Source organism: Sphingobacterium phlebotomi (genome assembly GCF_008180195.1).
GTDB lineage: Bacteria > Bacteroidota > Bacteroidia > Sphingobacteriales > Sphingobacteriaceae > Sphingobacterium > Sphingobacterium phlebotomi.
In genome coordinates this window covers 104,076-118,162 of sequence record NZ_VTAV01000005.1, presented here as the reverse complement: position 1 = coordinate 118,162, position 14,087 = coordinate 104,076, and the positions used below count along the sequence as shown (strand labels likewise).

Here is a 14,087-nt window from a genome sequence, read left to right as displayed (position 1 = left end):
ATATATGGATATCTTAAAATTAACAGCAGCGTTAGTACTCCTCTCTCCGCTTGCTATACAGGCGCAAGAGAATGGATTCCAACTGCAAGGCACGGCGCCACAAAATTTCGACGGAAAAAAAGTCTACCTCGACTACACGCAGGATGGCCTTAGCATAGCTGACTCGGCAACCATCCAAAATGGTACCTTTTCCTTTAGTGGGGTGGTAAATGAACCCAACTATTCGCGTATGGTATTTGACCCTGAAGGTAAAGGGAAGATGATGGTCCAGAACGATGGTGATCGGCTTTACTTCTATCTCGCAAACGAAACCTATAAGATGGCGATTACAGATTCATTGCGGACAGCCAACATTACAGGGTCCGCCACACACGAGGCGTACACCGCCTACGAAAAAGAAATCGGCGGCGGGTTTATGGATATCATCGACGCGGCCAATAAGGAGTTTTCCGGCGTAGATCAAAATGCACCCGATAAAGACGCGCAGTATTTAGCAATACGAAAAAAATACGACGCCAAGTTTGATCAGCGGCGCGAAAAAGAATTTACGTTTGCCAAAAACAATCCCCAATCTATCTTTTCGATCGACGCGCTGAAAGATGTGGCCAACAAAAGAAAACTCTCCGAAATAGAACCGGTATTCCAAAAGCTGTCAAAAGAAGTAAGACAATTGAGCGCTGCACGGGAACTAGAGGCGAGGATATTAGCCGATAAAACCATTAAGGTTGGTGCGAAAGCACCTGATTTTGCCCAACCGGATGTAAACGGCAAGGTGATCAAAGCCTCCGATTTCTTGGGCAAGTACCTGTTGATTGATTTTTGGGCTAGCTGGTGTGCACCTTGCCGTGCGGAAAACCCGCATCTGGTGAAAGCTTACGAAAAATACCATGCCAAAGGATTGGAAATTATGGGCGTCTCCCTGGACGACAGCAAAGGTAAGGCTGCTTGGCTAAAAGCCATCGAACAGGATGGTTTACCGTGGATACACGTGGCCGATCTAAAAGGCTGGAGCAACGAAGCTGCTGTGTTGTATGGTGTACGCGGCATCCCGCAAAACTATTTGATTGATCCCACCGGAACTATTGTAGCCGTCAACCTTCGCGGCGAAAAAGTAGAAGAAGAGCTCGCAAAAATATTTGCACTTTAAGATCAGTAATTATACATAGAAAGAAAGCCCAGGGTTATACGCTGGGCTTTTTTTGTCTTTGCGAGACAACCATCACCGTACTTTAGTGGTATACAAGTAACTCCCCAATATCTTCCGTTAGACTTCCGATCCACCATAGATATGATCCAACATACGGTATAACTTCGGATGATCCTCTTTTAGCAAGGCTGGTGCCCGCATATTCTCGGATATCTTATTCGCGACAATGAAATAAGAAGAGTCATTCATGGAATTTGTTCATATTTTTTACAAAGTACGAAATATGAACAAAAAATAACTTACATGATCCCCCCGGTCTTGTGATTTTTGGATATATACTAGTAAACGGACAGTCAAAATACGATCACGATGGCGAAACACCAAGATCGGATAGAGTATCTCCTAGCGAAATATAAATCCGGCCTATTAAATAAAAGCGAGCATAGGGAACTCGCTGCATATATCAAAAGCGAAGAAGGCAAAGAAACATTATTCGAAGATATGAAGCAGTCTTTCAGCGACAGCTTACGTGCTGCATCCATTGTGCCAGAAACCACTTCAGAGCATATGCGAAATCGTCTCCTAAAAGAAATATCTCCTGTGGTATCCATTAAGCCAATCCTCCAACGTGCATGGTTTAGAGGAATGGTCGCCACCATACTTTTGCTCGTTATTGGCTGGTGGTCTAATCATATGTATACACAAGATCCAGACGTAGAATGGCAAACAATGCGGACGACATTCGGGGAACAGAAGAAAATAGAACTGTCTGACGGCTCTGTGATTTTCATCAACGGCGGTGCAACCGTACAGATTCCGAAAAACATGACCTCATTGGGCTACCGCATTATCAAACTGAGTGGAGAGGCTTTCTTCGACGTAGCACCCGATTCGAGCAGGCCCTTCTTTGTGGTCACCCGAGATTTCAGTATTCGAGTTTTAGGTACTTCGTTCAATGTCGACACCGAATTAGAGCAGTCGGTTACCGTACGCGAGGGTAAAGTACAAGTGATGCAGATTGATGAAAATAGTGTATCGAAAAGCTTACATACCTTACCTGAAGTATGGCTTCATCTTGCGCAGTCCGACACCAAACAAGAGGTACACTCTCCCAAACTCTCCAAAGTAGAAACCGAACACCTCAGCCCCCCTACAGTTGCACTCGGACCATTTGAAAAAGCTGGTATTGGAGAACATACGGGATTAAGTAAAACGAACGTCTCCAACATCAATAACTGGATGCACAAAGACCTCGCATTCTACGACCAGTCTTTGGAGCTTGTCGTACAGCAATTAGAGCGGTTTTATGGCAAAGAGATAACAATTGATCCGGCGCTATCAGGATGCAAAATTACGCTAGCGGCAAATAAGAAGACCTTAGATGAAGCACTGAATGGTCTAGTACGACTAATCCGCGATGGACAGATTAAGACGATCGAGAACGGACTGCTCATATCCGGATCAAAATGCCAATAGGCAAAAAAACGTAGTAACTCAATAATACCTATATGAGAAAAGAAATCATTCCTCCTTAATCCCAAGCCTAAAACGGGAGAATATTCATCGAATACTCCCCCGCATTGTACTGGATCCAACAAGACAACCAAAGCCTGAGAAACTTACTGTCTTGCTGTGAAACGAATCAAACATTGTTTAACCCATTTTTCAGTTTAACAAAAATGCAAAAAAAATTACGAATTAGAAGCAGATTTAAATTCGGGAAAATTATGCGTATTACGAGCTTAGTAGCTGCCCTTACATTCACCATCACGCTGGTATCCGCTTCTCATCCCAGTTTTGGTCAGGCCGAATTAGAGAACAAGACAAAAGTTTCTTTCCCCGGCATACCTTTGAGCAAAGCATTGGAAGAACTCCAGACTAAAACAGGACTTCCACTCGCCTACCGTTCTTCGCAGTTACCTAATGACGCACGCGTTACGTACAATGGCAATAAAAAAGTACGGGACATATTGAAAGAAATCCTTACGCCGCACGCTTTGTATTATGAAGTAAAAGACGGTTTTGTAGTCCTGAAGGAAATACCACGAAATGCAGATATAAAAACCCTCTACGCTCAAAGCAACGTCGAAGTACGCGGGACAGTCCGGGACAGTACCGGAAATGTCATGGCCGGGGTTTCGGTGTCCGTAAAAGATAGACCGCAGATCGGAACGACGACAGATCTTAATGGGCGGTATATTTTATCCGTACCTCCATATGCTGTATTGGTATTTGCTTCCGTAGGATATAAATCACACGAGCAGTCCATTGGAAACCAGCAAGTCATCGACGTGGTACTTACCCCTACTGAATCTGGCATTGATGAAGTTGTGGTAGTCGGCTTCGGCACACAAAAGAAAATCAGTCTCGTAGGCGCCCAATCCAGCGTGAATCCCAGTGAATTACAAGTCCCCGCCGCGAACCTAACAAATGTACTAGCCGGACGATTGGCGGGTGTAGTTGCTGTACAACGCAGTGGCGAACCCGGATTTGACAACTCAGACGTATTTATTCGCGGCATATCGACCTTCAGTCAGGGGCTGAGTCGCCCACTTGTACTGGTCGATGGTGTCCCACGAGACATGGCAAATATCGACCCGGAAGACATAGAAAATTTTACCATACTAAAAGACGCGGCTGCCACAGCTGTCTACGGCGTGAGAGGTGCGAATGGCGTAGTGCTTATAACCACCAAAAAAGGTACTCCGGGGAAGCCAAAGTTCGGATTCCGATATTACGACGGACTTACAACCTTTACCCAGATGCCTGAGTTCGCGGACGGTGCGACCTTTATGCGCATGTCGAACGAAGCCCTGACAAACCGTGGGGCTGCACCGATATACAGCGATGACGTCATCCGTATGACCGCTGAAGGTACCGATCCCTATCTTTATCCCAACGTGGATTGGGCCGCTGCGACATTTAACAAATGGGGCTATCAGCGCAGAGGCAACATGAACATCAACGGCGGGTCGGACCGAACCAACTATTACGTTGGCGTGAGTTACTTAGACGAACTGGGTTTATATAAGCAAGGTGATGCCGATTATGACAACAGATCGCGCCGATCGCGTTACAATCTAAGCAGTAACCTCACCGTACAAGCCAGCAACACAACGAAGGTGGAATTAGGTATTAACGGTCATTTGCTCAACATCAATATACCAGGAACGACTCAAGACAACATAGTGGAGGGCCTATGGTACATGACTCCCGTGGTACATCCGGTGATGTACGAAGACGGAAAAATTGCTGATCAGCGTTCTGGATCATTGCAAAATCCATATGCATTGATTACCCAGACCGGATACGCGAATCAGTGGCGCAACCAACTCTTCTCCAATTTACGCGCTACGCAAGATCTTCCCTTTATTACCGATGGTCTTTCCGCAACCGCCATGTTCTCCTTTGATGTCTATAACTATACATCCATGAGGCGTACACGCCGACCCGATACTTTTATTGCAACCGGCCGTGATACCGACGGCAGCATGCTATACGAGGAGACTTACCGCGGCGATCGCTTTCTATCCTTTAACAGATCCAGTGAAGGTACACGTACGATTTATTGGGAAGGTGCGTTAAACTATAATAAGTCCTTTGGCAAACACGATGTCACGGGGATGTTGTTATACAACCAAAGCGACGAACTTAACTCCCAAGCAGGAGATCTGACCGCTTCTCTTCCCTATCGGTTTCTCGGTCTGGCGGGGCGAGCTACTTATGGCTATGACAACCGCTATTTTATTGATGCCAATTTTGGTTACAATGGTTCCGAAAATTTTGCTCCCGATCACCGTTTCGGCTTTTTTCCCTCAGGAGGTGTCGCTTGGGTACTGAGCGAAGAACCCTTCTTTGAGCCTTTGAAAGACGCAGTTAATCTATTTAAGCTCCGTTTTTCACACGGTAAAGTAGGGAACAGTCAAATTACCGGCAGGCGTTTCGCTTACCTATCTACCATATCCACCTCCAGTAGCGGCGGCTACCTATTTGGTCGCGATAGAGGAAATGATGCCTTTTTACGTTCACACAACATAGGCGACTATGGCGTGAATGTAACTTGGGAAACAGCTACCAAATCCAATCTTGGTCTAGACCTGCAAGTCTTAAACAACGCGTTAAACTTTCAACTTGATTTCTTCAAAGAACGACGCGAAGGCATCTTTTTACAGCGTGGTGCAGTACCCGCCTACTTAGGTCTACAAACCCTACCACTAGGTAATCTGGGCATTATAGACAACAAAGGCTTTGATGCCAACGTCACGTTTAATAAACAATTCAATGAACTGCGATTACAACTTATGGGAAACCTCACGTATACCCGGAACCTCATTGTCGAGAACGACCAACCCACACCGATGTACCCGTGGTTAGATCAGCGAGGTCGCAAAGTTGGGCAACGCTTTGGTTTCGTAGCAACAGGTTTATTTGAAAATCAAGAGGAGATCGATAACGGTCCGTTGCATCCCGGCACAGTTCGTCCTGGCGATATCCGTTTTCAAGATGTCAACGGTGACGGCATCATCGACGACTTCGATAAAATACCCTACGGCTATGGTACGATTCCCGAGTGGGTTTATGGTGCTGGATTTACCATCGGCTACAAAGCGCTTTCCCTATCAGCACTCTTCCAAGGTGTGGGCAATGTGGATATCCGCATGAATGGCGAAGGATTGATGCCTTTCCAGCAGGGCTTGAACCGGGGTAACCTGCTCGGCAACATCGAAGATCGGTGGACGATAGAAAACCCCCGACAAGATGCTTTTTATCCTCGATTGAGTGACGGGAATCCGAACAATAACTTTGTCGAGAGCAACTGGTGGGTCAAAAACGGCCGGTATGTTAGACTAAAAACGTTGCAATTTACTTATACACTACCCAAAAGCTGGGTAGAACGTGCTAAAATCGACAACGCCAATATCTTCTTCGCCGGCTACAATCTCGTCACGTGGAGTCCATTCAAGTTTTGGGATGTTGAACTGCCGGAAGGGCGCGGTACCCGGTATCCACTAACCGCCTCGTATACCCTCGGTTTTACACTAGACTTTTAATTTCCTGATCTTAAAGAGAATGAAAAAAATAAAAAACACCTTCACGAAGTTACTCTTGGTTGCTGCGATCTTATATACCAGCGCCTGCAATAAGGACTTTTTTGACCAAGTCCCAGACGATATCCTCACCATCGAGGAGATTTTCAACCGGCGCGATCTCTCCGAGGAGTGGCTGGCGGGAGTCTACAATCAAATCCGGGACGAAGCACACCGCACCAATAGCACGCCGTGGGACGTTATCTCCGATGATGCCGATGTGTCGCAACGCAACACGCCATTCCGCGTCAATCTAGGAAATTGGAATGCCGCTTCAAATTACTGGAATTTTTGGGAGCATTACTATAAAGGCATTCGATCGGCGACCACCTTTATCAATAATATTGACGGCAACGAACAAATACTCTTAGAAAGAGAGGGAGAGGCACTCATCCGTCAGCGTAAAGCCGAAGCCCGATTTCTCCGTGCTTTTTTCTATGCCGAGTTATTAAAACAGTACGGACCTGTGATTCTACTGGGCGATGAAGAAATTGCGCCTGATCTACCGACGGACGATCCGGTCATGCAAATACCACGGTCCCCCTTTGACGTTTGCGTAGATTACATAGTCAGTGAACTGGATCTTGCCGCACAAGACCTTCCCGTTCATTATATCAACCAGCAGGATATGGTCGCTGATTTTGGCCGGGCCAGTCAGATTTTGTGCAAAGCCGTCAAAAGCCGACTCTTGCTTTATGCCGCGAGCCCCCTATTCAACGGTAATAGCGACTATGCTGGATTTACGAATCCGGATGGCACCCCGCTCATGAACACGACGAACGATATATCCAAATGGCAAAGAGCAGCTACAGCAGCCAAAGACGTGATCGATTATGCAGAATCATCTGGCCAATTAGGGCTATACAAAGTAATGCAAAACGGAGAGATCAATGCCTTTCAATCCTACCGTGATGTATTTCTGGATTCCTGGAATATCGAATGGATCATGGCTCGAAATTCCAACGGTTTGTGCAGTTATCAACGGTCGTGTACTCCTCGGTTAGCAAGTGGGTACGCCAGTATGGGGCCAACCCAACAATTGGTAGACACCTACCGCATGGCTAATGGTGCCATTCCCATTACAGGGTACAACAGTAATGGCGAGCCGATTATCAATACCGCATCTGGATACAGCGAAACGGGATTTAGCTCTTTCCGCGCACCCGGAGCTACGCGCAGTGTCAGCACATACCATATGTATATCAATCGCGAACCACGCTTTTATGCAACCGTCACGTACAGTGGTAGCGATTGGATCAATACGACCTCTGGTCTCGGTGCACGCGAAATACAATTATATTTAACCGGTGAATCGGGAAAAGGCGGATCGCATGATTACTCGGAGACCGGCTATCTTTTTCGTAAGAATGTGTCACCAACCTACGACCCACGCCAAACCTGTGCACAACGGTCTTATGTCATGATGCGTTACGCCGAAGTTCTGCTCAACTATGTAGAAGCACTGAATGAATATGACGCCGGCAATCCTGACGTATTGAAATACCTAAATCAGATCAGGGAAAGAGGTGGTATTCCGGCATTGGCGGGTGATCCCGGTCAGGCTGAAATGCGTCAGGAAATCCGTACAGAGCGACGGATCGAACTCACGATGGAGCACCTACGCTATTTTGACACCCGAAGATGGAAAATTGCAGAACAGACCGATGCAGGACCTTTTTATGGCATGAACGTAGATGGAGGAACCTCGAATAGCGATCCGAATTTTTTCCAACGGACAGCCTTTGAAAGTAGGGTATTCAGAAGAGCATTCTACCTGTTCCCCATACCGCAACGCGAGGTGGAGCGTAACCCCAATTGTGTACAGAATCCAGGTTGGTAATCCATAAATAATCATGTCATGACAAAAACAATAAGAAATATAGTTATTATTGGAATGGGTTCACTTTTATTCTCTTGCGAACCCCAATCGCTCAACATAGAAGACAGCGCGCGGTATTCCCGTGTCTTCATGTCATCCGCAAGCGAAACATCAATTGAAAAAACCTACGATATTACCGACGAATGGCACCAAATACCTTTCGGTGCCGGCTACGGTGGTTTTAACCAACTTACACAAGATCTGGAAATCACCTTCGAGGTGGCGCCAGAATTAGTAGAGACCTTCAATGCCCAAAACGGCACCAACTATCAAATAGCCCCTGAAGACAGCTATCGGATATCTCAAAACACCGTCACGATCCCCGTCGGGAAAACAGGGAGTAATTCCATATATTTGGAGGTAAATCCCTTGTATTTCGGTGGTACTCGCCCTGTCCTCGTTCCGATTTCAATCAAATCAGCTACCGGAAACGTGCCTATCGAAGAGTCCAAGCGGACGACCTATTATGTCGTAAATGGCGGTTATGTTACCAATCCTTATACCCCCTACGCCAAAGATGACTGGGAAATACATGACTTTTCGTCTGAAGAAGACGTCAATGATGAAGGACCGGCCTGGAAGGCAATCGATGGCGATAACAGCACACACTGGCTAACGAAATGGCGGCGGGATGCGAACAATCAACGTCCGGTCCATCCGCATCATATCAGCATAGATATGGGCGTTAGCCAAACGCTGCACGGCGTAGAGCTATTTGGTCGATTGGGAACGAATCCAGATAACATGAACCACAACTTCTATCTTTTTCCACGATTGGTGAACGTCGAAGTAAGCGAGGATGGTTCTGTTTGGGAATCGGCAGGTATCTATTCCACTGCACTCGAGCCAACCCCCACCCCCGAGTTCACGTTATATTTTGAGCAAAACATCAAAGGCAGGTATTTCAGGATTACAGTGATCAACAGCCACAGTAATAATGGAGATACCAGTGCAATCGCAGAGATCGAAGCCTTTTAGAACAGATGAATATTGACTGCTATTACGCTTCACTTAATAGCAGTCAATACCTTAAGCATGAATCCTTTAAAAACCATAACACGATAATGAAATTAATCCGTTTTCTTACTTGTATTCTCTTCTTGACCTCCTGCGGTAAAAGTGCAGACACACCTGATGACACCACGCCTGATGACGATGCTGTTTTGGTAAAAACCATGACGTATAATATCTGGGGGGCCAGACAAGGTGGTTTACACACCCCTCAACTTCAAGAAATTGCAGAAGTGATAAAAAAACACGATCCTGACCTTGTGGCCTTACAAGAAGTGGACCGATTCACGACCCGCAACGGACAGCCAGTCGGCGACGTAGCCAAAGAACTGGCTGACCTCACAGGCATGTCGCATTTCTTTGCACTTGCAGAGCCGCGTCATGGCGGCGAATATGGTGATGCCGTATTGTCTAAGCTTCCCATTAAAGAGACGAAAGCCTATAATCTTGGTGTAACAGCCGAGCTTCCCGGTGAGATCCGCTCCGTAGCAAGAGTAACGGTAGAAAAAGAAGGGAAGGAATTCTATTTCATTAGTACCCATTTTGATCACCTCAGCAATGAGGCGAACCGCCTAAAGCAGGCCAGAGACTTTGTTACTATCCTTAAGGAATACAAGAAACCCGTCATTGTAGGTGCTGATTTTAATGCTTTGCCCAATTCCGAAACAATCGGTATACTTCGACAACATCTTACGTTGGGGTGTTTCAATAATAACTGCTCACAGTTTACATTTTCAACAGATAACCCCCGCAGTGTGATCGATTACATCATGTACGCGCCGATTACGGGACTTTCCATACAATCTTATACCGTTGACACACGCGCATACAGTGAATCGGATCACTTTCCCGTTATTTCTACTTTTAAATTGCATTAAAAATTCATTTCTTCCTTCATCCATAAAAAGTATGACCATGTCAAAGATTTCCAATAGACGCCAATTTCTAGCCGCACTTGCCACCGGCACCACTAGCTTAGCAACAGCACACGCTTTTGGGAGCATCCCCGCTACCGCCACACGCAGTGCCACCACACCCACACCCCATCAATTTATAATCCCCCCTTACCTGCAGGCACTTACACCAACCGGCGTGTCGCTGTTGAGTATTACATCACGGCCAGCCTATACGTGGATAATGTATGGCAAAGAACAACTGTCTGATAAGGCACATGCTGTGGAAGACGGCATGGTCCAAGCCAACAATACGCTTTCCAGTATACGTATAGCTGATCTCCAGCCCGATACCGTATACTACTACCAGGTTATTTCGAAGGAAATCATCTCTTTTGCGCCTTACAAACTCGAATACGGTGAAGAAATAAAAAGCGAGATATACACCTTTAGGACACCAAAAACTGATGCAGATACCGTGAGCGCTCTTGTCCTTAACGACATTCATGATCGACCAGAATCCTATGCCACTATGTTTCGGCTTGCGCATCAACTCCCCTATGAATTCGTCGTTTTAAATGGTGACCTATTCAACTACCAAACCGACGAAAAACAGGTTATTGAGCATCTACTTCACCCCTGCACTGAATTATTTGCGAGTGAAAAGCCATTTGTTTTAAACCGTGGAAATCATGAAACCAGAGGACGGTTTGCACGTAATTTAAAACAATATTTTGACTATCTCGAGGGGAAGTACTACCAGGCTTTTCGACAAGGCCCTATCTTTTGGATTATGCTGGATACCGGAGAAGACAAACCCGATGACGAACCCGTTTACGCGGGAATTGTAGACTACGATAACTATCGTAAGGAACAAGCGACGTGGTTGGAACAGGTTATGCAAACAAAAGACTATCAGCAAGCACCATTCAAAGTCGTGGTGATGCATATCCCTCCTTTCCATTCCGGGGACTGGCATGGTACCCTGCATTGTCGGGAACTTTTTTCTCCGTTATTTGACAAATATCAAGTAGACGTCGTGCTTTCGGGTCATACGCATCGCTATGGCATATACAAGCCTCAGCCGGATCATACGTACCATATCGTAATTGGAGGGAGTCCAAAAGAAGGAAACCGTACGATGACGCATGTCGCTGCCGACCGAAAGAGCTTAACGATCAATATGATTAAAGACGACGGCAGCAATGTTGGAACAGTTGCGCTTTCGAAAAAGAAACGTTGATATATCGGCGCTATAACATACCCATTGCTAACGCGCAAATAAAGGCTGTACGGGAAATAGATAGACCAGCTTTCTTTCCCATATAATCCTGAATAGATTTCATGGCTAATGACATGTGCTCTTTCACCGTATACGGCGAAATACACAACTGATTCGCAACTTCCTCGTAAGTCTTTCCTTCCTGACGGCATAATACAAACACCTTCTGTCGTTGAGGAGGTAAAGACTTTACCGCATGATCAAGAAGCAGGTCATACTCTTTTGCTTGGTACGACTCTTCCAAAGATTCCGTCGCTAAAGGTTCGGTTCCTTCACTTTCGAAAATATCCAATGAAGCATGTTCCAAGCGCTTTTTTAATTCCTTATAGGTAGCGTTTCTAGCAATACGGTACATATAAGCTATAAATGATTTATCAGGGTCTATCCTTTCTTTTATTTCCCATATTTTCATGAAGACTTCGTGCACAATATCTTCTGTCGACATATCGTCTCGCAGATATTTGTGAATGAAAAGGAAAATACCCTTATGATAGGCATCATATATCTCAACAAAGGCTTTCGCATCCCCGCTTTTAAGCTTTAACAATGTCTCTCTCGATATGTTCTTCCTTGTAATCATCTTCCTTGAACCGGTTGCATGGACAAATGTAACGGTTAGCGTGTTAATTTATCATTAAATAATGAAGCAGTTTATAAATTGCTTTCGAAGATACAAAAAAAAACGATAAATGATATTTTTCGGCAGATGTTAAGCCACCCACCAGCCGAAGATTACATAGATCAATAAAGCGTATCTACATTGACATGTATTAGACTTCCGGATATCATATGTAGTAGTGTGTTCGCCAGTATCGACATTGAAATTATACATGGCCTTTTAAACAAAGTAACTTCGGACGTTTAAACAAAATGAATTTTTCGTGGCCTGCCTACCTTTGTTTCATCAATAACAATAAAAAATTAAAGAGATGGAACAGCATAATTATCAGGGAGCATTACAACAACCGATCGGTTCAGGCTTCCACGCAAAATCAACTTCAGCAGAGGTAATCAAAGGAATTGATCTGACGGGAAAAATCGCTATTGTAACCGGAGGCAATACCGGTATCGGTCTGGAAACGACCAAAACATTGGCACAGGCAGGAGCAACCGTGATCGTTCCTGCAAGAGATGTAGAAAAGGCTAAGCGTAATCTGAAAGGTATTGCACGTACGGAAATAGAAGAAATGGATTTGATGGACCCGGCATCTATTGATGCATTTGCCGAAAAGTTTATTGCTTCCGGCAGGCCACTTCATCTGCTCATCAACAACGCCGGTATCATGTGGGTGCCGCTACGCCGGGACAATCGTGGTATCGAATCGCAACTGGCAACTAATTATCTGGCACAGTTTCAATTGACCGCAAGACTTTTGGCTGCACTTAAAAAGGCCAATGGCGCAAGGGTGGTCAACGTATCTTCGGGCGGCCATCAGTTTGCTGATTTTGATTTTGACGATCCAAATTTTGAAAACCGGGAATACGAAACACTGCTTGGTTACGGACAGTCAAAAACCGCTGTCAACCTATTTTCGGTTGAACTGGACAATTGTGCAAAAAAGTTTGGTATCAGCGCATATTCATTATGTCCCGGTTCAGTAGGCGGAACAGAATTATCCAGAGAGGCTCCACTCGATCTGTTTCAGAAATTAGGATACAGCGATGCAGACGGAAATATTTTACCTGAGGTTGCGGCATCGCTCAAAACCATTCCGCAAGGTGCTGCTACTACCGTGTGGTGTGCCACAAGTCCGTTGCTAAATGAAATTGGCGGGCTATATTGTGAAAATGTAGACGTGGCCAGTCTAAGGGAAGACACAACAATTATCGGCGGTGTAAAACCCTACTCTCTGGATGAAACAAATGCAAAACGTTTGTGGGTGTGGGCTGAAAAATCTACCGGGGTATTTTTCGATTTTGACTGATATTTGTAATTTTATGACCACACAAACAATATGGACTATCACGTAAATTATATTAGCCCGGAAATCAAACTCTCCTGTTATGAGGGAAAACTGTTTAGAACGGAAGCGGCGTTTGATGACCATTTGCTTGTGTGGTTGATTTCCGGCCAAACGAAAATTGTGCAAGCACACGAAAATCTAACTTTTGAGGCGGGTAGCGTTTTTTTAATTCACCGGAACCAGTTGGCGACGATTATCAATACACCAAAAGATGGATTGCCGCACAAAGCAGTTGCCATGCACCTGTCTACCGAAAGACTTCGGAACTATTATGCCAAGATAGAGATAGCAGTAACAACGGCTCCGAGGAGAGCAGTGCGTTTTCTCCAACATCCCATACTACAAAGTTGCCTGGCTTCACTGATACCCTATTTTGAGCTGCAGGATAACTTTCCGAAGGACATTGCTTCGCTAAAAATTATGGAAGCAATTAGTATCCTGCGGGTAATTGACATGGAGATCGACGGTGTGCTGGCAAATTTTGACGCGCCGTATAAGGTGAATTTAATAAGCTTTATGGAAAAGAACTATATGTTCAATATGCCTTTAGAGAAGTTTAGTTATTTAACCGGCAGAAGCCTGACCACTTTTAAGCGTGATTTTGCAAAAGCATTTAACACGACACCGCAGCGGTGGCTCACACAAAAACGATTGGAACTGGCACATTACCAACTTTCCGAGCGAAAAAGTAAACCCATTGATGTTTGTTACGAAACAGGTTTTGAAAATCTATCGCATTTTTCGTTTGCCTTCAAGAAACAATTTGGGTATGCCCCAACGGCGTTGCTTACTCAACGGGAAGGTCGCTGATAATAACTAAACAC

Annotated in this window: 11 protein-coding genes; 9 read left to right on the top strand and 2 right to left on the bottom strand. The window is 45.2% G+C overall.

Annotated elements, in window-relative coordinates; genetic code table 11:
• Positions 1 to 4: 4 nt before the first annotated feature.
• The gene (locus tag FXV77_RS09910) at positions 5 to 1,147 is read left to right on the top strand and encodes an AhpC/TSA family protein (protein WP_148919074.1); all 1,143 of its coding nucleotides are present in this window, start codon (positions 5 to 7) and stop codon (positions 1,145 to 1,147) included.
• A gap of 117 nt (positions 1,148 to 1,264) precedes the next feature.
• Here FXV77_RS09910 and FXV77_RS22515 read toward each other — a convergent pair whose 3' ends face one another.
• Entirely contained in the window at positions 1,265 to 1,396 is a 132-nt protein-coding gene (locus tag FXV77_RS22515; protein ID WP_148919073.1) for a zinc-dependent peptidase, read from the bottom strand.
• Positions 1,397 to 1,516: 120 nt separating this feature from the next.
• On the opposite strand from FXV77_RS22515, the gene FXV77_RS09900 reads away from it, so the two are divergent.
• The 6 genes from FXV77_RS09900 (at position 1,517) to FXV77_RS09875 (ending at position 11,260) form a co-directional block, all read left to right on the top strand.
• Complete coding sequence (locus FXV77_RS09900) at positions 1,517 to 2,623, top strand: FecR family protein (RefSeq protein WP_148919072.1); 1,107 nt, start codon at positions 1,517 to 1,519, stop codon at positions 2,621 to 2,623.
• Between the two features lie 251 nt (positions 2,624 to 2,874).
• Complete coding sequence (locus tag FXV77_RS09895; RefSeq protein ID WP_246162395.1) at positions 2,875 to 6,198, top strand: SusC/RagA family TonB-linked outer membrane protein; 3,324 nt, start codon at positions 2,875 to 2,877, stop codon at positions 6,196 to 6,198.
• Positions 6,199 to 6,217: 19 nt separating this feature from the next.
• Complete coding sequence (locus FXV77_RS09890; protein ID WP_148919070.1) at positions 6,218 to 8,074, top strand: RagB/SusD family nutrient uptake outer membrane protein; 1,857 nt, start codon at positions 6,218 to 6,220, stop codon at positions 8,072 to 8,074.
• An 18-nt stretch (positions 8,075 to 8,092) separates the two neighbouring features.
• Positions 8,093 to 9,091 (top strand): BT_3987 domain-containing protein, encoded by a 999-nt coding sequence (locus FXV77_RS09885; protein ID WP_148919069.1) that lies wholly within the window; start codon positions 8,093 to 8,095, stop codon positions 9,089 to 9,091.
• Positions 9,092 to 9,177: 86 nt separating this feature from the next.
• Positions 9,178 to 10,002 carry an endonuclease/exonuclease/phosphatase family protein gene (locus FXV77_RS09880; protein ID WP_187444088.1) on the top strand — a complete coding sequence of 275 codons (825 nt, stop codon included), beginning with the start codon at positions 9,178 to 9,180 and terminating at the stop codon, positions 10,000 to 10,002.
• A 37-nt stretch (positions 10,003 to 10,039) separates the two neighbouring features.
• Entirely contained in the window at positions 10,040 to 11,260 is a 1,221-nt protein-coding gene (locus FXV77_RS09875) for a metallophosphoesterase family protein (protein ID WP_187444087.1), read from the top strand.
• A gap of 10 nt (positions 11,261 to 11,270) precedes the next feature.
• Here FXV77_RS09875 and FXV77_RS09870 read toward each other — a convergent pair whose 3' ends face one another.
• Entirely contained in the window at positions 11,271 to 11,879 is a 609-nt protein-coding gene (locus tag FXV77_RS09870) for an RNA polymerase sigma factor (protein ID WP_148919066.1), read from the bottom strand.
• Between the two features lie 349 nt (positions 11,880 to 12,228).
• On the opposite strand from FXV77_RS09870, the gene FXV77_RS09865 reads away from it, so the two are divergent.
• The gene (locus tag FXV77_RS09865; protein WP_148919065.1) at positions 12,229 to 13,224 is read left to right on the top strand and encodes an SDR family NAD(P)-dependent oxidoreductase; all 996 of its coding nucleotides are present in this window, start codon (positions 12,229 to 12,231) and stop codon (positions 13,222 to 13,224) included.
• A 30-nt stretch (positions 13,225 to 13,254) separates the two neighbouring features.
• Positions 13,255 to 14,073: an AraC family transcriptional regulator gene (locus tag FXV77_RS09860; protein WP_148919064.1), complete on the top strand. Its 819-nt coding sequence runs from the start codon at positions 13,255 to 13,257 to the stop codon at positions 14,071 to 14,073.
• Positions 14,074 to 14,087 lie beyond the last annotated feature (14 nt).